A 20,718-nucleotide genomic window follows, 5' to 3' on the forward strand; every position below is an offset into this window, starting at 1 on the left:
CACGCCAAGGGCTATTCGTCACTCTGAAAAATAAACTTCAAAAAAACGTCAAAGTACTTTTTTCTGTCATGGGTTTTGGAGTATTACGAAGACAGACCGCCGAAACCTGCAGACAGGTGGCGTCTTCCAAGACCCAGTTGTTTGCAGTTCATCACTTGAGTCCCCGCAGGTGATTTCGGTGGCCACTTCGAGGCGCAGCACTGTCACGGTATTGCGTCGACTGGCTCCCACAAAGGTGACCGAGTATGGATGATCACGGACGTAGTTCTTCCTCCAACCAGCCAATCCTTTATGTACTCGATACCAACGTATTGATTCACGATCCAAACGCCCTGCTTAACTTCGAAGAACACCACGTCGCGATCCCTATGACCGTGCTTGAGGAGCTGGACAAGCTCAAGAGCGGGCAGCACAGCGTGGCTGCAGAATGCCGTCAGGCCATACGCCTGATCGACAAGACCCTGGGCGACGCCAGCCCTCAGGATGTCGAGCTCGGGGTTCCGATCCAGCGTGGCAAAAGTGGGCCCAAGGGTTTGCTGTCAATTCTGATGAGCAAGCGTGCCGAACCGAACATCATTCTGCCCGAGCACCTGAACGACAACATCATCATTAACCAGTTGATCGACTTGCACGCGCGCGAACCCAATCTGCCCGTGGTGCTGGTCACCAAAGACATCAACATGCGCCTCAAGGCCCGGGCTTGCGGGATCGCGGCCGAGGACTACAGCACCGACCAACTGGTCGACGACGTGTCATTGCTGCCCAACGGTTATCACAACATGACCGGCTCCTTCTGGGACCGCGTGAGGAATGTCGACACCCGTCAGGATCACGGCCGCACCTGGCACCAGGTGCAGCTGATCGACAACCTGCCGGCGGTGCACATCAACGAGTTCATCATCGATGAACAGGGATTTGTCGGCTGGATCAAGGAAATCCAGAGCGACAAATTGCTGATTCTCGACCTGCATCAGGAACCCCTGTTACACCAGGAAGCCTGGGGCCTGAAACCGCGTGACATCTATCAGAGCCTCGCGCTGTACGCCTTGCTTGATCCGGATATTCACCTGGTCAATCTGACCGGTGCGGCCGGCTCGGGTAAAACCATCCTGGCACTGGCGGCGGCGATTGAGCAGACCATGGTCAGCAAACGCTACCGGCGCATCATCGCGACGCGTAGCGTGCAGGGCCTGGATCAGGAGATCGGCTTCCTGCCCGGCACCGAAGCGGAAAAAATGGAGCCTTGGCTGGGCGCCATCACCGACAACCTCGAAGCCTTGCACATGGATGACGAAAACACCCATGGCAGCGTCGATTACATCCTCAGCAAGGTGCCGTTGCAGTTCAAATCCCTCAACTACATTCGAGGCCGCAGCTTCCAGCAGAGCCTGATCCTGATCGATGAATGCCAGAACCTCACGCCACACCAGATGAAAACCATCATCACCCGTGCTGGCGCCGGTTCCAAAGTGGTGTGCCTGGGCAACCTGGCACAGATCGACACGCCATACCTGTCCGCGACCAGTTCCGGGCTGACGTACCTGACAGAGCGCTTCAAGGATTTCCCCAACGGGGTGCACATCACCCTGCAAGGGGTGCCACGTTCGATTCTGGCCGAATACGCCGAAACGCATTTGTAACCTCCTCAACAGAGCCGGGCGGCCTGCGCAGGCCGCCCGGTTTTTTATGGCCGAAATTTGACCCACAGGTTTACAATCGGTGCTCCTGATCAGGAGTATCCCTGTGCTGACTCATCTCGATTCCCAAGGTCGCGCCAATATGGTCGACGTCACTGAAAAAGCCGTAACGTTCCGTGAAGCAACGGCCCAAGCGCTGGTGCGCATGCTGCCCGAAACCCTGCAGATGATCGTCAGCGGCGGTCACCCCAAGGGTGATGTGTTCGCCGTGGCGCGTATCGCCGGTATTCAGGCCGCGAAGAAAACCAGCGATCTGATCCCTCTGTGCCATCCGCTGCTGCTCACCGGCGTCAAGGTCGAGCTCAGTGCCGAAGGCGACGACACCGTGCGCATCGTCGCGCGCTGCAAGTTGTCCGGGCAGACCGGCGTGGAGATGGAAGCCCTGACCGCCGCCAGCGTCGCGGCGCTGACTATCTATGACATGTGCAAGGCAGTGGATCGCGGCATGACCATCGAAAGCGTGCGGTTGCTGGAGAAACTCGGTGGCAAGAGCGGCCATTTCCAGGCGGATCAGCCATGAACATCACCGTGAAGTTTTTTGCCCGTTACCGTGAAGCGCTCGGCGTGGACTCGGTGAAGGTTGAAGGTGATTTCGCCACCGTCGACGATGTGCGTGCACTGCTGGCCCAGCGTGACGGTGCCGATGTGCTGAGCGAACAGAACTTGATGTGCGCCCGCAATGAAGACTTGTGCCAGCTCGATGAGCCGGTGAGCGATGGCGATGAAGTGGCATTTTTTCCGACCGTGACCGGAGGTTGAGCCATGGCGATTCGCGTGCAGTCCACGGCGTTCGATCCAGGTGCTGAAGTCAATGCCATGCACGCCGCCAACGTGGGCGTCGGAGCGGTGGTGAGTTTCGTCGGCTATGTTCGCGACTTCAATGACGGACTCGACGTCGCCGGAATGTTCCTTGAGCACTACCCGGGCATGACCGAAAAGGCCCTCGGCAAGATCGCCGCAGAGGCTGAGCAGCGCTGGCCGCTGCTCAAACTTGAAGTGCTGCATCGCATCGGCGCCCTGGAACCAGGGGAGCCGATCGTCTTCGTCGGCGCCGCCAGCGCCCACCGCCAGGCCGCGTTCGATGCCTGCGCCTTTGTCATGGATTACCTGAAAACCCGCGCACCGTTCTGGAAAAAAGAAAACACCCGTGATGGGGCACGTTGGGTTGAAGGGCGTGACAGCGATCATGCGGCGGCGGATCGCTGGAAGCAGTAAACAAGCCGTTTTTTTTGTCGACTGCTCTGGCCTCTTCGCGAGCTGGCTCGCTCCCACAGTTGATCTCACTGAACACAAATTTTGTGTACGACGAAAATCCCCTGTGGGAGCGAGCTTGCTCGCGAAGAGGCCATCCGCAACACCCGATCTCCTCCTGACCCACCTCCCGACCACCGGCCAGCACATCTCCATTTCCCCGGATTGACGATTAATACATAAAAGTCCAGTATGGAATTTAAGTACAAAAAAGGCTTCCCCCCGTTTTAGTTTTTTCTTCTGTCTTGCCAAACCAACAACAACCCGCGAGAGAACGAACATGAAGAAACTCCCCCTCATCACCGGTCTGGCCCTGAGCCTGTTGGCGTGCAGCTCCCTGTTCGCCGCCGATAAAACCCTGCGCATCGGCATCGAAGCAGCTTATCCACCGTTCGCGTCCAAAACCGATAAAGGCGAGATTGTCGGGTTCGACTACGACATCGGCAATGCCCTGTGCGCGCAGATGAAGGTCAAGTGCGTTTGGGTCGAAGGTGAGTTCGACGGTCTGATTCCTTCCCTCAAAGTGAAGAAAATCGACATGGCGCTGTCGTCCATGACCATCAACGAAGACCGCAAGAAGTCCGTGGATTTCACCCACAAGTACTACTTCACTTCATCGCGTCTGGTGATGAAGGACGGCGCGGTCGTGGATGACCAGTACGCCAGCCTCAAGGGCAAGACGGTTGGCGTGCAGCGCGCTACCACCACTGACCGTTACGCCACTGAGGTTTTTGAACCGAAGGGCGTCAACGTCAAGCGTTACGGCAACAACGAAGAAATCTACATGGATCTGGCTGCCGGTCGCCTCGATGCCATTTTTGCCGATACCATCCCGCTGAATGACTTCCTGACGATGCCGCGTGGCAAGGGTTATGCCTTTGTCGGGCCGGAGCTCAAGGATCCGAAATACGTGGGCGAGGGCGCCGGGATTGCGGTGCGCAAGGGCAACACCGAGTTGGTCTCCGAGCTGAACACCGCAATCGACAGCATTCGTGCCAGTGGCGAGTACCAGCAGATTTCAGAGAAATACTTCAAGTCTGATATCTACGGCGACTGATCAATCGCTTGCTGGGGTTTTCTCACGAAAGCCCCCGCGTGGTTCCGATTATTGAAAAATGCCTCAAAGTTAATCCCTTCTTAACCGGCTCGTCGTCTATTCCCCGATACCCAGCTGCGCGCGCCGGACTCTCAAAGGTCAGGGCCAGCGTGTAGACTTGGGGCAATCGATATTCAGAAGGGAAACGCAATGAGCGAGGAAACAATGCGGTTGGGCCGTGAACGGCGCTATCTGGTGTTGCTGGGCATCATCTGCCTGGCGCTGATCGGCGGCGCGCTGTACATGCAAATTGTTCTGGGCGAGGCGCCATGCCCGCTGTGCATCCTGCAACGTTATGCGTTGCTGCTGATTGCGCTCTTCGCGTTCATCGGCGCGGCCACGCGCACCCGTCGCAGCATCACGGTATTTGAAACTCTGGTGGTGATCTGCGCCCTGGCAGGCGTCGGGGTGGCCGGGCATCACGTCTATACCCAGTTCTACCCGGCGGTCAGCTGCGGCATCGACGTGCTGCAACCGATTGTCGACGGTTTGCCACTGGCGAAGATCTTCCCGCTGGGCTTCCAGGTCGACGGCTTCTGCTCCACGCCGTACCCGCCGATCCTCGGTTTGTCCCTCGCTCAATGGGCGCTGCTCGCCTTTGTGCTGGTCGTGGTGCTGGTGCCGCTGCTCATTTCGCGTAACCGCAAAGCGCTGCGCTGAGGCCATCCGCCGCGTCGCTGCGTCACACAAAAAAACGCCCCGGTCCTCATTGCGAAGGCCGGGGCGTTTTGCATTTCGGGGCGCAGGTAAAATGACCTTGATGCGCGACAAGTCTAGGTGCGACACATGTGCGACATGTTGTCACAGCAGGAGTGTCGCAAGGCATTTCAACGCGCCGAATTGGTAGCGTGTCACGCAACAAAATTGGCCTTTTTCAGCGTCGGGCGACTTCTACCTGAAAGATCCGGAACAGACAGTTTTAACAGGCCTTGGCGAATAGCCAGAGCCCTTGTCATATAGGGGCTTGGGCGGGGTCGAGGAAGGGGGCAGAGCCTTCGATACTGTCTGAACTGCCTGAGGTAGACCTACAATTTTTGGTGTTTTTGTTGAGAATTAATTTCGATACCATGGCGCACTTTTGCAAATACCGTTATTGATTGTTGCTGGAATGGATAAAAATTATTTCGGGATGAGACATGGTTTATAAAACGTTACATATCTACAATCGCCCGCACTGAATTCCCGGCACTGCTCATCCCTGAGCAGGAATAGGGCGTCGAGAGGCCAATTGGCTTCATGCGACTCCCAAGTGTCGGTGCCTTCCAATTATCCGCACCAAATGGAATTGGTCTGTAACAAGGCCTTTGACCACGTATTCGAATAAGAACTCAACGCTGGCCCAGGATTTGTCGAACAGCGTCTGACGCGCGACGGGCAGCCACTTATTCAATCCAAGAAAAATGCCAACCCTTGGCAGGGTGAAGTGTTGGCGATCAAAACCCAACTGCATTGCGCAAGCTGCTTTAGAGGTCGTGAGATGAGTAAAAACAGGTACCCCAGACTACTAGGCTTATTGCCGCTGATTGGCACGTTGCTGCTGTCAGGCTGCAACATGACCTTGCTCAATCCAACGGGCCAGGTTGGCCTTGAGCAGCGAAACCTGATCATCACCGCAACGCTGCTGATGCTGTTGGTCGTGGTCCCGGTCATCGTCATGACCTTCCTGTTCGCCTGGAAATACCGCGCGACCAACACTAACGCCGTGTACACGCCGAAGTGGTCGCACTCCACCAAGATCGAAATCGCGGTGTGGGCTGTTCCAGTGCTGATCATCATTGCTCTGGGTTACGTCACCTACGTGTCGACCCACGAACTTGACCCGTACCGTCCGCTGGAATCCGACGTCAAGCCGATCACCATCGAAGTGGTCTCGCTGGACTGGAAGTGGGTGTTCATCTACCCGGAGCAGGGTATCGCCACGGTCAACAAGATCGTGTTCCCGACGAATACGCCCGTTAACTTCAAAGTGACGTCGGACTCCGTGATGAACTCGTTCTTCATTCCGGGCCTGGGCGGCCAGATCTACGCGATGGCCGGCATGCAGACCAAGTTGCACCTGATTGCCAACCGTGACGCTGAAATGGAAGGCATCTCTGCCAACTACAGCGGCGCAGGTTTCACCGGCATGAAATTCAAAGCGATCTCAACTTCTCAGGAGAATTTCGACGCCTGGGTAAGCGAAGTCAAAAAGGCACCTAAACAGCTGGAACAAGCTGAATACGAAGCCCTTACCAAGCCAAGCCAGAACAACCCAGTCGAGCTCTACTCCTCGGTTACGCCGAACCTGTTCCAGATCATCGTCGACAAGTACGAAGGCATGAAACCGGGCAAGCCGATGCACCACGAGAAGAAAGAGAAAGAAGTGGCCCATATGGAAGGGATGGACATGAGTTCGCATTCAGCCGCCGGGGCAGAGGAGTAAACGATGTTTGGTAAATTAAGTTGGGAAGCGGTCCCGTTCCACGAACCGATCGTGATGATAACCATCGCCATGATCGCGCTCGGCGGTCTGGCACTGTTCGCGGGTATCACTTACTTCAAGAAGTGGACCTACCTGTGGACCGAATGGCTGACCTCGGTCGACCACAAGAAAATCGGCGTGATGTACATCATCGTCGCCATGGTCATGCTGCTGCGCGGTTTTGCCGACGCCATCATGATGCGTACCCAGTTGGCCATGGCCACCGAGGGTTCGCCTGGCTACCTGCCGCCTGAACACTATGACCAGATCTTCACCGCTCACGGTGTGATCATGATCATCTTCATGGCGATGCCATTCTTCACCGGCTTGATGAACCTTGCAGTGCCGCTGCAGATCGGCGCGCGTGACGTGGCCTACCCGTTCCTGAACTCCCTGAGCTTCTGGCTGCTGGTGTCCGGCGTGGTGCTGATCAACCTGTCCCTGGGCGTTGGCGAATTCGCCAAGACCGGTTGGGTTGCCTATCCGCCGCTGTCGGGCCTGCAATACAGCCCGGGCGTGGGGATGGATTACTACATATGGGCGCTACAGCTGTCCGGGTTGGGTACGACGCTGACGGGGGTCAACTTCCTGGCCACCGTGCTGAAAATGCGTACCCCTGGCATGAAGCTGATGGACATGCCGATCTTCACCTGGACCTGCACCTGGGCCAACGTTTTGATCGTCGCTTCGTTCCCGATCCTGACCGCTACCCTGGCTTTGCTGACACTTGACCGTTACATGGATTTCCACATTTTCACCAATGAACTTGGTGGCAATCCGATGATGTACGTCAACCTGTTCTGGGCCTGGGGTCACCCCGAGGTGTACATCCTGATTCTTCCGGCGTTCGGGATCTTCTCCGAAGTCATCTCGACCTTCTCCGGCAAGAAACTGTTCGGCCACCACTCGATGATCTACGCCAGTGGCGCGATCTCGATCCTGGGCTTCATGGTCTGGCTGCACCACTTCTTCACCATGGGTTCGGGTGCCAGCGTCAACGCCTTCTTCGGTCTGGCGACGATGCTGATTTCGATCCCGACGGGGGTGAAGCTCTTCAACTGGCTGTTCACCATTTACCAAGGCCGTCTGCGCTTCACCAGCCAGGTTCTCTGGACCCTGGGCTTCATGGTGACCTTCGCCATCGGCGGCATGACCGGCGTACTGCTGGCCATTCCGGGTGCTGACTTCGTTCTGCACAACAGCCTGTTCGTGATCGCGCACTTCCACAACGTGATCATCGGCGGCGCGGTATTCGGTTACATCGCAGGCTTCAGCTTCTACTTCCCGAAAGCGTTCGGCTTTAAGCTGCACGAAGGTTGGGGCAAGGCCGCGTTCTGGTTCTGGATCACCGGCTTCTTCGTCGCGTTCATGCCGCTGTATGTACTGGGCTTCATGGGCATGACCCGTCGTCTGAACAGCTCCACCAACCCTGAGTGGGTGCCTTATCTGTACGTTGCGTTGTTCGGTGCGGTACTGATCGCTGTCGGTATTGCTTGCCAGCTGATCCAGCTCTACGTGAGCGTGCGTGATCGCAACAAGCCAGAAAACATGTGCGAACACGGCGACCCGTGGAATGCCCACACGCTGGAATGGTCGACTTCGTCGCCACCACCGTTCTACAACTTCGCTGTGCTGCCGAAAGCCGAAGTCATCGACCCGTTCACCGAAGCCAAGGAAGACGGTACCGCGTACCAGGCTCCGGCCCGTTACGAGCCGATCCACATGCCAAACAACACCGCGACCGGTGTGGTCATGGGGGCTCTGCTGACCGTGTTCGGTTTCGCGATGATCTGGCACATCTGGTGGTTGGCCATCGTCGGTCTGGTCGGCACCGTGGTGTATTTCACCCTCCATGCTGCCCGTGACGATCAGGGCTACATGGTGCCGGTGGATGTCATCGAGCGCATCGAAGCCGAGCAGCACAAACGTCTGGTAGCGGCCGGGAAAGTTCCAGCCACCGCCACCCGTGTTGAAACCTCGTTGGAACAGGCTTAAACCATGTCGAACTTAGTGACCACTGCTGGACACGCCCATGGCACGGACCATGGGCACGACGACCATCACCACGACTCGGGCGAGATGACCGTATTCGGTTTCTGGCTCTACCTGATGACCGACTGCATTCTGTTTGCGTCGATCTTCGCGGTGTACGCGGTACTGGTTAACAACGTAGCGGGCGGCCCATCGGGCGCCGACATCTTCGAGCTGCCATACGTACTGGGCGAAACCGCTCTGCTGCTGTTCAGCTCGATCACCTACGGCTTCGCCATGCTGGCGTTGTTCAAGGGCAAGAAGACTCAGGTGCTGGGCTGGTTGGGCATGACCTTCCTGTTGGGCGCCGGCTTCATTGCCATGGAGATCAACGAGTTCCACATCCTGATCGCCGAAGGCTTCGGCCCTAGCCGCAGCGGCTTCCTGTCCGGGTTCTTCACCCTGGTCGGCACCCACGGTCTGCACGTGACCAGCGGTCTGATCTGGATGGCGATCATGATGTACCAGGTGCAGAAAAACGGCCTGACGGCGACCAACAAAACCCGTCTGAGCTGCCTGAGCCTGTTCTGGCACTTCCTGGACGTGGTGTGGATCTGCGTATTCACCGTTGTTTATCTGATGGGGACTATGTAAATGGCTAACGCTCATTCCCACGATAGCCACGACGCCGGCCACGGCAGCGTCAAGTCCTACGCTATCGGTTTCATCCTGTCGGTGATCCTGACGGTCATACCTTTCGGCCTGGTGATGTACCCGTCGCTGCCCAAAGCCATGACCCTGTGGATCGTACTGGCCTTCGCAGTGATCCAGGTGCTGGTGCACCTGGTGTACTTCCTCCACCTGGACCGCTCGGCTGCTCAGCGTAACAACGTGATCGCGTTTGTCTTCGCAGCCCTGGTAATCGTTCTGTTGGTAGGCCTGTCGCTGTGGATCATGTTCAGCATCCACTCCAACATGATGGCGCACTGAGGAAACCCCGGATGTCCTTTAAGCACTTTATCCAAATCACCAAACCGGGGATCATTTTCGGTAACGTGCTTTCAGTGGCAGGCGGATTTTTCCTGGCCTCGAAAGGGCATGTCGATCTGGCCATTTTCCTGGCCGCCATGATCGGCACGTCGCTGGTGGTGGCTTCCGGTTGCGTGTTCAACAACTGCATCGACCGCGACATCGACCTGAAGATGGAACGCACCAAGAACCGGGCGCTGGTCCAGGGCTTGATCTCCCTGAAACTGGCCCTGGCTTTTGCGACCGTCCTGGGTGTTTTCGGCGTTGCACTGTTGTACAAAGTGGCCAACCCGTTGGCCGCTTTGTTCGCGGTAATCGGCTTTGTCATCTACGTCGGCTTCTACAGCCTGTACCTCAAGCGCAAGTCGGTTCACGGCACGCTGGTGGGCAGTCTGTCGGGCGCCATGCCGCCGGTGATTGGCTACGTCGCTGTGACGAACAGCTTCGACATGGCCGCACTGACGTTACTGGTGATGTTCAGCCTGTGGCAGATGCCGCATTCCTACGCCATCGCGATCTTCCGCTTCAACGATTACCTGGCCGCATCGATTCCGGTGTTGCCAGTGAAGCGCGGCATTCAAGTGGCCAAGAAGCACATCCTGCTCTACATCCTGGCGTTCCTCGTGGCGACCTTGATGCTGACCTTCAGCGGCTACGCCGGCATGAGCTACCTCGCCGTCGCCGCGGCCATGGGCATGTACTGGTTGTACATGGCCTGGACCGGCTACAAGGCAGTGGATGACACGGTCTGGGCACGCAAGCTGTTTGTGTTCTCGATCTTCACCATTACCGCGTTGAGCGTGATGATGTCGTTGGACTTTAAAGTGCCGAGTGAGTTGTTGCTGACGTACGCGCCTTAAGACAGATGCTGTAAAAAAGCCCCGCCTTCGAGAGAAGAGCGGGGTTTTTTATGGTTCTTTACGGATTCGTGGGGAAGAGAGGATTGACAGTCAGGGTTTAGCAGAATGATCACCCTGAGAATTTTCAACAGGGTGAGCGACCAGCTGAAGGCCAGTTTCAACAGGTGCTCCAGCGCGCCTGGAGGTATCAGCTTGGTTGCCTCTGCTGCCGGCCCCGCAGTGGCGTTCAGCGTTGTAGGCCTGTCAGGCTCGAGCGGCAAATCACCGGGAATCACACTTACCGCCTTGTAGCCTTTCGGCCCAGGCATTCCGTCGAACTCTACCTGCTGGCCATCCACAAGCTCACCTCCGGCGACACTTTTTTTGTGCACGAAGTAGTCGCGACCATCGTTGCCGCGGATAAAACCAAATCCCCTTTCAGGCATGAAGCGTCACTCGCTCCATACGCATTAATTTCCTCGAAGACTGCTCACTCCCGCCACTGATGGTAATGGCGCGAAAAACTGTGGCCAGCCATCCGACGCAAGCGTGCACCTGTCCGGTTGTTTCCCTCAACATCCGGATTTCCAGATCAGTAAAAGCAATTCCGCAAAAGTTCCGTCACCTCCAAAAATACCCGACTAACGGTAACCCTCGCGGGCACAAAGCCTGCACTTACTCCCTCGACGAACATTTGACGTCAATCTACCGCCATACGGATTTCCCAATCAGCAAGCCCAATTGACACAGTTCAATAGCGCGGGTTCGAGCGCAACTGTGGCCGCTACATTTCCCGCCTATAGGATCCTAGACATGATCGACCTCACCACCTGGAATTTAAGCATCCCTGAAGGCAGTCCACCGGCCACCATAGAAACGCCTCGACTGGCGCAAGGGTTCAAGGACCAGTATTTCAGTTCTGACGCCGCTACCCTTTCCTTCTGGGCGCCCGTGACCGGTTCCAGGACGGCCAACGCTGTTTACCCGCGTAGCGAGTTGCGGGAAACCTATAGCGATGGAAGGCTGCGCAACTGGCAGTATTCAGCGGCGGATAACACCCTGCGGGCGAGTCTGGCCGTCAATCAAGTGCCCAGCACCGGCAAGATCGTGATTGGCCAGATCCACAACAAGGACAGCAACAGCCCCATGGTGAAGCTGGAATACCAATACAAAACGTCGGCTTCGACGGGAAACATTGTCGCCAAGGTGCGCATGCGTCCCGACGATGAAGAGGGCCAGGTAATTACCATTGCGACGGGTGTGCCGCTCAACCGCAACTTCTCCTACCAGATCCACCTCAGCCCGAAGGGTGCGCTGGGCATCAGCGCAGCAGGATACAACTGGAGAACCACCATCGACCCGAGTTGGAAGACCAAACCCCTGTATTTCAAAGCGGGTGCGTATGTGCAGGACAACACCGGCTATCCCACCGAGGGCGGAAAAGTGACGTTCAGGATGCTGGAGATCCATCACAAGATTTAGTCGCTTCTTAGGTCACTACCGTTGGCACGCCGATCCGAAGGGTAAAGACTTTGGTGGATTTTCTCATCGATCGGCGACCAAGTGGCTAGCTGCCAGTGAACTGAACCGCGCGGGTGGCAGATGCTCTCTAAGCCTTTCATCGCTGCATACTCCGACCCAGAAATGAACATTAGCCGGCAATCAGGCTTTCTCTCGGTGTTTGAATTAACACTGATCGAGCAAGTCACGAAGTCCTTGCTTAGGGATCAGGAAGAGGAAAAGCAACGGGCCGAAGTCGCTGACCAGTAATGCCTGGAGTGATAGATCGGGTTTCGCATAAAAAGCCCCACGCATCGAAAGAAGCACGGGGCTTTTTCATTCAGGCGCCGTTGTTACAAGGTGCATCGAGTACCTTCACCACGTTATCGATGATCGCTTTGCTCATATCCTGCAAAAAATGCGACGCCCAGGCATGGCGGTCGGTGTCGCGAACCATGGCGGCGTCTGATGCAAGGAGTTTGGCGACGTGGAGCAGATCGGAGGCGTTGGCGACTGCTGCGCAGTCGAACGCAGCCTTCGGCAGCTGCTATATGGATCGGTTTGTCCGAGAGAGTGCTCAGCTGTCGAGCAATCGGAAAAACCGCTCCCGCACCTGGGTGTTATCGCTGTGGGCGACGTTGAAGCGCAGGAAGTGGATAGCGTTCGGCGCTTTGCTGAGCAGGGTGCCAGGAGCCAGCACCAGGTCGTTTTCCAGGCCTTTCCTCGCCAGCGTCTCGGCATGCAGTCCTTCGGGCAAACGCGTCCAGATGAACAACCCTTCCCCCGGCAGAGAAGACACCGAGCAACCTGCCTCCTCCAGCCAACTCGTCACCCGACTGCTCGACTCGTAAAGCCGATCCACCGTGCGCCGGGTATGTTTGGCGTAGCTGCCATCACTGAGCATCGTGCAGATAATCTGCTCCGCCAGTTCCGACGTCATGCCACCGCAGGCCATTTTGAGCGTAACCATCCGCGCCGCCAGTTGCGGTGACAGTACCGCGTAGCTGACGCGGCTGTTAGCCGTCAGGGTCTTGGAGAAACCGGACACGTAACTGACGTTGTCCAGCCCGCCTGCTGCCAGACGTGGCGTGCTTCGTTGCTGCAAGTCGCAATACAAGTCGTCTTCGACGATGTGGAAACCATAGCGGTGGCTCAACTCCAGCAAGCGATAAACCTGCGCCGGGGAGAACGAATGCCCGGTCGGGTTGTGCAGGGTGCTGTTGGTCATGTAGAGCACGGGACGATGGGCAATCAGCAGTTGCTCGAAGACCTCAAGGTCCATGCCGTCACTCCCGCGGGGGATGGTGATGACCTTGGCACCATGCAAGGCCAGATTGGTGTGCATGGTGAAGTAACACGGATCGTCGAGCAGCACCGTGTCGCCGGGTTTGACCAGCAGGCGCATCAGCATGTCGATGGCCTGCACGGTGTTGGCCGTGGTGATGATCTGGTCCACCGGCCCTTCGATGCCCAAGGCCGACAGCTTGACTCGCAACGCCTCGCGCAGCGGCAGGTAACCGCCGGCGACGCCGTATTCGCCCATGCGCAGGGAGGTGGCGCGCAACGTGCCGCGCACGGCTTTAAGCAACTCTTCAGCCGGCAGCCACGAGGAGGGCAGGAAACCGGCACCAGGGCGCAGCGCGCCATTGTCCAGCAGCACCGCGCGACGGACCACGCTGAGCGTGTCTTGAGGTTGCAGGTCCGGGCTGGCATCGGTCTTGATCGTGGTGCTGGAACGGTGCACGTAATGCCCCGAGCCCTGGCGTGAAACCACCAAACCCTTGGCCCGCAAGCGGTCCAGAGCATCCACCACCGTGGATTTGCCCACGCTCATCAACTCGGAGAGTTCGCGAATCGGCGGCAGTTTGACCCCGTGAGGCAGCCCGCCCTGGCTGATCGCCACCGACAATTGGTCGACGATCTGCTGGACCAGCGGCACGCCAGGCTGGAATTCAATGGTGGCGATGACTGCGCGTTGAATCTGAATTTTACTGGTCTCTCCGGCAATAAAGTTCGTTCGATTCTATACAAACTTGCTCTGATCAAGACGGGTGTTTCTCACTACCATCGGCTTACAGTTATTGCGGAATGTTAGTGCTTTAAGCCCTTCAAACCGTTGCTTTCCGCTCTGTGACCGGGCTAGAGAATCCGGTCGCAAAATCGCTACTAAAAGGAGTTCTCAAAATGTACGCAATCGATACGTTCGAAACCTGCACCTCAGCTCCGAAGGTAATAACCCACCTCCGTCCAACCACAGGAGGTGCCCAATGACCAATCCCCAAGACCTAACGACCATTGGCCTCACCCCCTTCTCCTATCACGCTAACAAACCGCTATTCCGCATAAACGCCGGCGTCCCGGTGATTCAAGCCCTCTCCCACGCCTCTGATCTGCTCCACGTCGCCAAACTCCTTGCATCAGACGCCGCCATGGTCCGAGACACCGACCGCCATGCCTGGGCGTCGCATTTTTTGCAGGACATGAGCAAAGCGATCATCGATGACGTGGCAAAGGTGCTCGACGCACCGGGTAACAACCGCGCTTGAACAAAAAAGCCCCGCACTTCTTTCGAAGGCGGGGCATTCAGGTGTTCGCTCGTCATTTCAATCGTTTTCGAATCTAAGGGATATCAATTCGATCCAAGCTAATTTTTATAGGCCAGCCCCAAGTTGAGATCTTTGAGCTAATCTGTCAAAAAAATGGATCCAATTTTTGATCGAGGGGGAGAGATGACTGAACACATGACCTGTGATGAACGATTCATCGCGCTGGCAAAAGAGCTCGGTTACGACATCTACGGTGAGAATACGGCCGGCGGGCATTACGCGCTGTTGGTGCGGCATCACGATGAGCTTTACATCAGTGGTCTGGTGCCGCGGATGAATGGTGAAATTCAGTATCCGGGCAGGGTAGGCCTGGATCTGACGCTGGCAGATGCACAGAGCGCTGCCAGCATCAGTGCGTTGCGCGGTCTGGCATTGATTGTTGATTCCATCGGTTCGCTGGACAAGATCAAGTCGCTATTGCGCGTCACGGTTTACATAAAGTCCACCGCGGATTTTGTCGACTTGAGCGAAGTGGCCAACGGTGCGTCGGACGTTTTCAGTCATGTACTGCGCGATGCCGGTAAACATACACGAACCACGATCGGCGTTTATCAACTGCCGAAAGACGCAGCCATTGAAGTTGACATGATCGTGGCGATACGGCCATCAACGCTCTAACGATGAACCTGCTGGCAATAGAAAGCCCCGCGCTGAATCTCAGTGCGGGGCTTTTCAGTTATCGATAGCGTGTGTTACTGCGCGGCGATGCTGTAGCCATCGAACGCGGTTTGCTGCTGAAGCGCGGTAATGATGTTCTTGCGGTTAACCGCTTGTTCGGTCCCGGCATTGTCCAGGAAGGTCTCGCTATCCAGCTCCGCTTCTTCGCCTTCGCCGACGAAGGTGAAGCCCAGGAACTCCAGTGCTTCACGGTCAACGTTCAGTCGCGAACGCGGAGTACGCAGCGGCAGCGTGACGCTGATGCCATCTTTGCTGATGGTGAACACTTCGACATCTTTCTTGGCGCGAGCCGCCTTGCTCTTGCTACTGGTCGGGTTGCTGATGGCCTGGTGGGTCTGGTTCAGCACCTTCAGTGCAAGGCCGTAGACCAATTCCTGAAACGCCGGATCGTCCTTGAAGCTGGAGAGAATCCGGCTGATCGGGAATTTGCTGCTCAAGTCTTCCAGGGCTGCAATGTCGGCAGTCTCAGCGTCCTTGAGTTGCTTGAGTTCGCCCATCAATTCGTAGGCTTTATCGTCGTCGAAGCTGTCGTGAGCCTGGCGAATCGCGGCGCGCAGCTCGCGGATCTGGTCGCTTTCCCGGGTGGACTGGAAAGCGTCCAGGACCATCTCGCTGATGGTCTTGGCCTGGGGCACGTGCTGTGAAAGATTGATGGAGTTTTCGTATTCCGCTTTGGACGACAAGGTGATTACGGATTCAGCGGTATTGGAATCGGACATTGAAATTTCACTACTTCTTTTAACTTGGGTTGAGGCGAGAAAGCTCTGGGCCTTTTCAGGCCGCCTAATCTATTGGACCGAGGCGGCATTGTCACGGATTCCCCATCGAATTCAGATTCATCGACCGAACCGCCCATTGCTCGGCCGTTTGCTGGTCCACCGCCAACGAAAAGCGGAAGGTCGCGCCGCGTCCGGGAACATCAATCAGCTGGATCTCGCGGCCGTGCAATTGCAGGATCCGGTGTACGATCCGCAACCCCAGTCCGCCATCACGCCGTGCGCCGCCTATGTTGAATGGGCGCAGGAACAGACCTTCGCGCAATTCGGCGGCGATGCCGGGGCCGGTGTCGCTGACGGTGACTTCGATAAAATGCCCTTGAGGGCGCAGGCCAAGTTCGATTTCTCCACCTCGGGGGGTATGGCGCAGGGCGTTGTCGAACAGGTTGGTCAGCACCCGCTCGATCAACCCCAGGTCGGCACAGGCGGCCGAAACATTGGGTGCGAAGGTGGCCTTGAGTTCGACCTGTCGCGCCTCGGCCGTCAGTTCGAATTTCTGGAAAATGTCCTGCACCAGATCGGTCAGCGAGAAGCGCTCCAGCACCGGTTGCACAAAACCATGTTCCAGTCGCACCAGTTCCAGCAGCGATTGCGCCAGACCACCCACCTTGCGGCTTTGATCCAGCGCGATGCCCAGGTAACGGCGGCGGTCGGTGGGGGACAACGTGGCGTCCTTGAGCGACAAGGTTTCCAGATAACCGTGCAGCGAGGCCAGAGGCGTGCGCAGGTCGTGGGAGATGTTTGCCACCATTTCGCGGCGCTCCTGATCCTGGCGGGTCAACGAACGCCATTGTTCACCGAGGCGCGCTTGCATCTGCCGGAAGGCCGCGTCGAGTATGGCAATTTCATCGTGGCTGGCGGCTTTTTCCACCGGGACGGATGCAGGTGGCGTTACCGGCGCGCCATCGATGTCGAACTGGCTGACGGTTTCGGTCAAACGGCGCAAAGGGCGGGTGATGAGGGCGAATGCCGTGAGACCGGCAATCAGGCACAGCAACGCCACCAGACCGATGGACAACAGCGCGGTATTCAGGGCTGCGCTGGTGGCGCCGCGTTCGGCGAAGCGGTCGTGCTCTTCGCTGAGCAGCACCACATAGAGATAGCCCGCCGGTTTGCCGTTGACCTGTAATGGCGCGGCGCTGAACACTTTGCGGCCATCGACGCTGCGCGGATCGTCGCCGAGAATCGGCAGGGTATCGCCCTTGAGCAGGCGCTGGATCGGCGCCAGGCCGACCCGCTCCCGGCGTATCCGACCCTCGGGCGCCGCGCTGCCGACAATCTTGCCCTCGGTGTCGAGCAGATAAACCTCGACACTGGGATTGACCAGCATCAGTTGGCTGAACAGGTCGCGCACGGCGTCGGGCATCAGGCCTTTGGTGTCCATCAATACGGTGTCATGGGCGATGTGTTGGGCCAGATCCCGTGACAGCCCTTGCACCACTTCCAGCTCATGCATCTGGTTGGCGCGCACCTGCATCCATGCCGACGTGCCGCAGCACACCAGCAACAACACGGCGAAAACCAGAGACAGGCGCTGAGTCAGGGTCAGTCTCACGGCTGCTCCTCCTTGGCCACGAATTTGTAGCCTCGTCCCCACACCGTGAGGATGCGCGCCGGTTGTGCCGGATCTGCTTCGATCTTTGCCCGCAGGCGGTTGATGTGTGTGTTGACCGTGTGCTCGTAGCCTTCATGGCTGTAGCCCCAGACCGTGTTGAGCAGGTCCATGCGCGAGAACACTTTGCCGGGCTGACGGGCGAAGAAATACAACAGGTCGAACTCCCGTGGCGTGAGGTCGAGGCGGCGACCATCAAGGGACACATCGCGCGTGATCGGGTCGATGGAGAGGCCGTCCGTAATCAGGCTGCCGGTGTCCATTTTCAGGTTGCGGGCCATGGCGTCGACCCGTCGCAACAGCGCTTTGACCCGGGCCACCAGTTCGAGCATGGAAAAGGGCTTGGCCAGGTAATCGTCGGCGCCGAGTTCGAGCCCGAGAATTCGATGCACTTCGCTGGAACGTGCACTGGTAATGATGATCGGCGTGTAGCGAGCCATGGCGCGGGCGCGGCGACAGATTTCCAGGCCGTCGACGCCGGGCAGCATCAGGTCGAGGATCAGTGCGTCCCAGCTTCCTTGCTGCAGCAGTCGCATGCCTTCATCGCCATCGGCGCAGTGCACCACCTCGAACTGCTCATCGCGTAGATGCAGGCAGATCAGGTCGGCGATGTGCAGGTCGTCCTCGACCACGAGGACGCGTTTGGTCTGTTCCATCAAGCTCAATCCTTCGGCGCAATGAGCGCATTGTGCGGGTTTTCCGGGGCCGGAGTTATCACGAATTGTTTAACTTCTCGTGAGGATTTGGCGATCAACCCAAGCCTAGGCTGTGTTCCATGACAGGCACCTGGATTTTTCGGAGACGACCATGTTTTCACGGCGACAGTTTCTCGTAGCAGGCGGCGGGCTAGGCGCTGCAGCCCTGGTCATCGGTGTATTGCCAAAATTTTCCGCAAGTTCTGCGCTGGTCAGTGACGCCAGTGCGACGGAGGTGTTCGAGGTGACTCACAGCGACAGAGAATGGCGCGCCATGCTCAGCGCCGAGCAGTACGAAATCCTGCGCGAAGAGGGCACCGAACGGGCCTACAGCAGCCCGCTGAACAACGAGCACCGTGAAGGCATTTTTGCCTGTGCCGGTTGCCAACTGCCGCTGTTTTCTTCCGCGACCAAGTTCGACAGCCGCACCGGTTGGCCTAGCTTCTGGGCACCGCTGGACAAGGCTGTGGCCACTCGTCAAGACCGCTCCTTCGGGGTGTTGCGCGAAGAAGTCCACTGTCGGCGTTGTGGCGGTCATTTGGGCCATGTCTTCGACGATGGGCCCAAACCTACGGGCTTGCGCTATTGCATGAACGGCCTGGCGATGACGTTCGAGCCGCAGGCGGCTTGATCCAGGGGTACTCCTTTTCGCGTTTACGTTCGGTTGATCGTCATTCCATTTATTCAGGAGTCAGCCTCATGAAAACCCTATTTACCTGGCGCCGCACCCTGTTGGGCCTGGCCGCTGCCGGCGTCATCGGCCACTGCTCAGCGTTCTCTTTCGGTGCCGAAGACGCGGTCATGATTCCTCCACCCATCCTCGACGAAACCACCCAGGCCCACAGCGAAACCGCAGTCTTCGCCGGCGGTTGCTTCTGGGGTGTCCAAGGCGTGTTCCAGCATGTCAAAGGGGTGACGAGAGCTGTCTCCGGTTACGCCGGCGGTGCAGCCAACACCGCTCAGTACGAGCGGGTCAGCGAGGGCGATACGGGTCATGCGGAATCCGTCGAAGTCACCTTCGACCCGCGTCAGGTCAGCTATGGCACCTTGCTGCAAATCTACTTCTCGGTGGCTCACAACCCTACCGAACTCAACCGTCAGGGACCTGACAGCGGCACTCAGTATCGCTCGGCGCTTTTCCCGGCAAACAGCGAACAACAACGTATCGCTCAGGCCTACATCGCTCAGCTCGACGCCGCACATTCGTTCAACAAACCCATTGTCACAAAACTGGAAACCTACAACGGTTTCTACCCGGCGGAGGAAGAGCATCAGGACTTTCTGACCGAGCATCCGACCTATCCCTACATCGTGATCAACGATCTACCGAAAGTGGCGCAGCTGAAGCAGCTGTATCCGGATCGGTATCAGGAGAAACCGGTGTTGGTGAAGGCGGGGATGTGAGAACTGAAGGGCATAGCCCTTACCCCGAAATTACATTCTTGCCCGCGATCTTCGACCGGTACAGCGCTTGATCGGCCCTGGCCAGCAACCCGGTCTGTTGTTCTTCTTCAAAGCGCTGAATCACGCCAAAACTCATGGTCACTTGAAAGTCCCCGATCGGCAGCAAGCTTGCAAGGCCGTGGCGGATTTTCTCGGCGAGGGTCCGGGCGTCGGCGAGTGGTGTATTGGGAAGGATCATGATGAACTCGTCACCACCCCAACGCGCGAGCAGATCGCCTTCGCGCACGCAGTGCTTCACGCTCTCGACCACTTGCACCAATGCCGCATCACCCAGCGCGTGGCCATAGTGATCGTTGATGCACTTGAAGTCGTCGATGTCCATGGCTATCAGCGACAGTGGCTGTCGAAAGCGCTGGGCGCGGTCGCATTCCAGGGGCAGGGCTTTTTCCAGGCGATAGCGGTTGGCGATCGATGTCAGTGCGTCGGTTTCTGCCAGTTTGCGGTTTTCTTCGAGTTGAATTTGTAGCTGCAGATTGACCCTGGAAAGCTCCCGGGTGCGCTCTTCAACGATTGCTTCAAGGGATTGGTTGCGCCGTTCAAGCGCTTCGAACAGGCGCTTCTTGTCTTCGATGCTGCGGTGTGCACCGACCATCCGTGCCACCGAGCCGTCGGCATTGCGTGCCAGTACGTAGCCACGGTCTTCGATCCAGGTATAGCTGCCATCCTGCATGCGGCAGCGATACTCCGCCTGATAGCCGGGCGCTCGCTGACTCAGGTAGTCATCGAACAACGCCATAACCTGCAGGTAATCGTCGGGATGGATCACGTTTTCCCAAGTCAACACGTTGTTATCCAGGGAATGAGGCGCGTAGCCGAGCATCTCGTACCATCCGGGGTTGCGATAGACGAACCCTGTGTTGGCGTTCCAGTCCCAGATGCCATCGCTGACCAGTTCCAGAATGGTGTGCAGCATGTCTTCGTTCAAATCCGACAGATTGAACTTCAACGGCTCGATATTCGACGCCTCACTCATCTCCGCTCTCCCTGCCGCCCTGATAAATAAGTGACCCGCCAGTCGAGGAGATTAGTGCATGGTGTATTCG

At 57.5% G+C, this 20,718-nt stretch carries 22 protein-coding genes and 1 pseudogene; 16 read left to right on the forward strand and 7 right to left on the reverse strand.

What is annotated here, in order from left to right; translation table 11 throughout:
• The first annotated feature begins 245 nt into the window (after positions 1–245).
• From ACYZT7_RS06195 to cyoE, 11 genes are all read left to right on the forward strand, one after another.
• Positions 246–1,640, forward strand: coding sequence for a PhoH family protein (locus tag ACYZT7_RS06195; protein WP_449643839.1), 1,395 nt, complete (start codon positions 246–248; stop codon positions 1,638–1,640).
• Between the two features lie 103 nt (positions 1,641–1,743).
• Positions 1,744–2,217, forward strand: a complete 474-nt coding sequence (gene moaC, locus ACYZT7_RS06200; protein WP_033061025.1) for a cyclic pyranopterin monophosphate synthase MoaC — start codon at positions 1,744–1,746, stop codon at positions 2,215–2,217.
• Positions 2,214–2,456: a molybdopterin converting factor subunit 1 gene (gene moaD, locus ACYZT7_RS06205; RefSeq protein WP_449643840.1), complete on the forward strand. Its 243-nt coding sequence runs from the start codon at positions 2,214–2,216 to the stop codon at positions 2,454–2,456. Before moaC ends, moaD begins: the two co-directional genes overlap by 4 nt.
• A 3-nt stretch (positions 2,457–2,459) precedes the next feature.
• Positions 2,460–2,912: a molybdopterin synthase catalytic subunit MoaE gene (gene moaE / locus ACYZT7_RS06210; protein WP_462040347.1), complete on the forward strand. Its 453-nt coding sequence runs from the start codon at positions 2,460–2,462 to the stop codon at positions 2,910–2,912.
• 316 nt (positions 2,913–3,228) lie between these two features.
• Positions 3,229–4,005, forward strand: a complete 777-nt coding sequence (locus ACYZT7_RS06215; RefSeq protein WP_462040348.1) for an ABC transporter substrate-binding protein — start codon at positions 3,229–3,231, stop codon at positions 4,003–4,005.
• A gap of 189 nt (positions 4,006–4,194) precedes the next feature.
• Entirely contained in the window at positions 4,195–4,704 is a 510-nt protein-coding gene (locus ACYZT7_RS06220; RefSeq protein ID WP_461968747.1) for a disulfide bond formation protein B, read from the forward strand.
• Between the two features lie 817 nt (positions 4,705–5,521).
• Positions 5,522–6,466 carry a ubiquinol oxidase subunit II gene (gene cyoA / locus ACYZT7_RS06225; protein WP_462040349.1) on the forward strand — a complete coding sequence of 315 codons (945 nt, stop codon included), beginning with the start codon at positions 5,522–5,524 and terminating at the stop codon, positions 6,464–6,466.
• 3 nt (positions 6,467–6,469) lie between these two features.
• A complete protein-coding gene (gene cyoB / locus ACYZT7_RS06230) occupies positions 6,470–8,500 on the forward strand; it encodes a cytochrome o ubiquinol oxidase subunit I (RefSeq protein WP_462040350.1) in 2,031 nt (676 codons plus the stop codon).
• A gap of 3 nt (positions 8,501–8,503) precedes the next feature.
• Positions 8,504–9,130 (forward strand): cytochrome o ubiquinol oxidase subunit III, encoded by a 627-nt coding sequence (locus tag ACYZT7_RS06235; protein ID WP_461968750.1) that lies wholly within the window; start codon positions 8,504–8,506, stop codon positions 9,128–9,130.
• The gene (gene cyoD / locus ACYZT7_RS06240; protein ID WP_462040351.1) at positions 9,131–9,466 is read left to right on the forward strand and encodes a cytochrome o ubiquinol oxidase subunit IV; all 336 of its coding nucleotides are present in this window, start codon (positions 9,131–9,133) and stop codon (positions 9,464–9,466) included.
• Positions 9,467–9,477: 11 nt separating this feature from the next.
• Entirely contained in the window at positions 9,478–10,365 is an 888-nt protein-coding gene (cyoE, locus tag ACYZT7_RS06245; RefSeq protein WP_095132943.1) for a heme o synthase, read from the forward strand.
• On the opposite strand, the gene ACYZT7_RS06250 is transcribed toward cyoE, so the two are convergent.
• Positions 10,362–10,790, reverse strand: a complete 429-nt coding sequence (locus tag ACYZT7_RS06250; RefSeq protein ID WP_462040352.1) for a cold-shock protein — start codon at positions 10,788–10,790, stop codon at positions 10,362–10,364. The genes cyoE and ACYZT7_RS06250 overlap by 4 nt on opposite strands.
• A 367-nt stretch (positions 10,791–11,157) precedes the next feature.
• Here ACYZT7_RS06250 and ACYZT7_RS06255 point away from each other — a divergent pair, with 367 nt between their 5' ends.
• A complete protein-coding gene (locus ACYZT7_RS06255) occupies positions 11,158–11,826 on the forward strand; it encodes a polysaccharide lyase family 7 protein (protein ID WP_462040353.1) in 669 nt (222 codons plus the stop codon).
• A gap of 358 nt (positions 11,827–12,184) precedes the next feature.
• Here the strand turns inward: ACYZT7_RS06255 and ACYZT7_RS06260 are convergent.
• Both ACYZT7_RS06260 and ACYZT7_RS06265 read right to left on the reverse strand, forming a co-directional pair.
• Positions 12,185–12,361: pseudogene (locus ACYZT7_RS06260) on the reverse strand (DUF3077 domain-containing protein); the annotation flags it as partial.
• Positions 12,362–12,421: 60 nt separating this feature from the next.
• Positions 12,422–13,831, reverse strand: coding sequence for an aminotransferase-like domain-containing protein (locus ACYZT7_RS06265; RefSeq protein WP_462041750.1), 1,410 nt, complete (start codon positions 13,829–13,831; stop codon positions 12,422–12,424).
• A gap of 280 nt (positions 13,832–14,111) precedes the next feature.
• On the opposite strand from ACYZT7_RS06265, the gene ACYZT7_RS06270 reads away from it, so the two are divergent.
• Together ACYZT7_RS06270 and ACYZT7_RS06275 are read left to right on the forward strand one after the other, a co-directional pair.
• Positions 14,112–14,390 carry a DUF3077 domain-containing protein gene (locus ACYZT7_RS06270; protein WP_462040354.1) on the forward strand — a complete coding sequence of 93 codons (279 nt, stop codon included), beginning with the start codon at positions 14,112–14,114 and terminating at the stop codon, positions 14,388–14,390.
• Positions 14,391–14,573: 183 nt separating this feature from the next.
• A complete protein-coding gene (locus ACYZT7_RS06275; protein ID WP_462040355.1) occupies positions 14,574–15,068 on the forward strand; it encodes a RidA family protein in 495 nt (164 codons plus the stop codon).
• Between the two features lie 74 nt (positions 15,069–15,142).
• Here the strand turns inward: ACYZT7_RS06275 and ACYZT7_RS06280 are convergent, their stop codons facing one another.
• The 3 genes from ACYZT7_RS06280 to ACYZT7_RS06290 form a co-directional block, all read right to left on the reverse strand.
• Complete coding sequence (locus ACYZT7_RS06280; RefSeq protein ID WP_462040356.1) at positions 15,143–15,847, reverse strand: hypothetical protein; 705 nt, start codon at positions 15,845–15,847, stop codon at positions 15,143–15,145.
• Positions 15,848–15,938: 91 nt separating this feature from the next.
• The gene (locus ACYZT7_RS06285) at positions 15,939–17,459 is read right to left on the reverse strand and encodes a sensor histidine kinase (RefSeq protein WP_462040357.1); all 1,521 of its coding nucleotides are present in this window, start codon (positions 17,457–17,459) and stop codon (positions 15,939–15,941) included.
• On the reverse strand, positions 17,456–18,172 hold the full coding sequence (locus ACYZT7_RS06290) for a response regulator transcription factor (protein WP_462040358.1): 717 nt from the start codon (positions 18,170–18,172) through the stop codon (positions 17,456–17,458). Before ACYZT7_RS06290 ends, ACYZT7_RS06285 begins: the two co-directional genes overlap by 4 nt.
• A gap of 151 nt (positions 18,173–18,323) precedes the next feature.
• On the opposite strand from ACYZT7_RS06290, the gene msrB reads away from it, so the two are divergent.
• Together msrB and msrA are read left to right on the forward strand one after the other, a co-directional pair.
• Positions 18,324–18,842: a peptide-methionine (R)-S-oxide reductase MsrB gene (gene msrB, locus ACYZT7_RS06295; RefSeq protein ID WP_462040359.1), complete on the forward strand. Its 519-nt coding sequence runs from the start codon at positions 18,324–18,326 to the stop codon at positions 18,840–18,842.
• Positions 18,843–18,910: 68 nt separating this feature from the next.
• Positions 18,911–19,615, forward strand: a complete 705-nt coding sequence (msrA, locus tag ACYZT7_RS06300) for a peptide-methionine (S)-S-oxide reductase MsrA (RefSeq protein ID WP_462040360.1) — start codon at positions 18,911–18,913, stop codon at positions 19,613–19,615.
• A 19-nt stretch (positions 19,616–19,634) separates the two neighbouring features.
• Here msrA and ACYZT7_RS06305 read toward each other — a convergent pair whose 3' ends face one another.
• Positions 19,635–20,648, reverse strand: a complete 1,014-nt coding sequence (locus ACYZT7_RS06305) for a sensor domain-containing diguanylate cyclase (RefSeq protein WP_462040361.1) — start codon at positions 20,646–20,648, stop codon at positions 19,635–19,637.
• Positions 20,649–20,718 lie beyond the last annotated feature (70 nt).

Source organism: Pseudomonas sp. RT4P38 (genome assembly GCF_054897765.1).

Coding starts and splice junctions, on each gene's coding strand:
- moaE (WP_462040347.1), top strand. CDS start 2,460: ATGGCGATTCGCGTGCAGTCCACGGCGTTCGATCCAGGTGCTGAAGTC.
- cyoA (WP_462040349.1), top strand. CDS start 5,522: ATGAGTAAAAACAGGTACCCCAGACTACTAGGCTTATTGCCGCTGATT.
- cyoD (WP_462040351.1), top strand. CDS start 9,131: ATGGCTAACGCTCATTCCCACGATAGCCACGACGCCGGCCACGGCAGC.
- cyoE (WP_095132943.1), top strand. CDS start 9,478: ATGTCCTTTAAGCACTTTATCCAAATCACCAAACCGGGGATCATTTTC.
- ACYZT7_RS06275 (WP_462040355.1), top strand. CDS start 14,574: ATGACTGAACACATGACCTGTGATGAACGATTCATCGCGCTGGCAAAA.
- ACYZT7_RS06250 (WP_462040352.1), bottom strand. CDS start 10,790: ATGCCTGAAAGGGGATTTGGTTTTATCCGCGGCAACGATGGTCGCGAC.
- ACYZT7_RS06215 (WP_462040348.1), top strand. CDS start 3,229: ATGAAGAAACTCCCCCTCATCACCGGTCTGGCCCTGAGCCTGTTGGCG.
- ACYZT7_RS06220 (WP_461968747.1), top strand. CDS start 4,195: ATGAGCGAGGAAACAATGCGGTTGGGCCGTGAACGGCGCTATCTGGTG.
- ACYZT7_RS06270 (WP_462040354.1), top strand. CDS start 14,112: ATGACCAATCCCCAAGACCTAACGACCATTGGCCTCACCCCCTTCTCC.
- cyoB (WP_462040350.1), top strand. CDS start 6,470: ATGTTTGGTAAATTAAGTTGGGAAGCGGTCCCGTTCCACGAACCGATC.
- ACYZT7_RS06235 (WP_461968750.1), top strand. CDS start 8,504: ATGTCGAACTTAGTGACCACTGCTGGACACGCCCATGGCACGGACCAT.
- msrA (WP_462040360.1), top strand. CDS start 18,911: ATGAAAACCCTATTTACCTGGCGCCGCACCCTGTTGGGCCTGGCCGCT.
- ACYZT7_RS06255 (WP_462040353.1), top strand. CDS start 11,158: ATGATCGACCTCACCACCTGGAATTTAAGCATCCCTGAAGGCAGTCCA.
- ACYZT7_RS06280 (WP_462040356.1), bottom strand. CDS start 15,847: ATGTCCGATTCCAATACCGCTGAATCCGTAATCACCTTGTCGTCCAAA.
- ACYZT7_RS06290 (WP_462040358.1), bottom strand. CDS start 18,172: ATGGAACAGACCAAACGCGTCCTCGTGGTCGAGGACGACCTGCACATC.
- msrB (WP_462040359.1), top strand. CDS start 18,324: ATGTTTTCACGGCGACAGTTTCTCGTAGCAGGCGGCGGGCTAGGCGCT.
- ACYZT7_RS06195 (WP_449643839.1), top strand. CDS start 246: ATGGATGATCACGGACGTAGTTCTTCCTCCAACCAGCCAATCCTTTAT.
- ACYZT7_RS06305 (WP_462040361.1), bottom strand. CDS start 20,648: ATGAGTGAGGCGTCGAATATCGAGCCGTTGAAGTTCAATCTGTCGGAT.
- moaD (WP_449643840.1), top strand. CDS start 2,214: ATGAACATCACCGTGAAGTTTTTTGCCCGTTACCGTGAAGCGCTCGGC.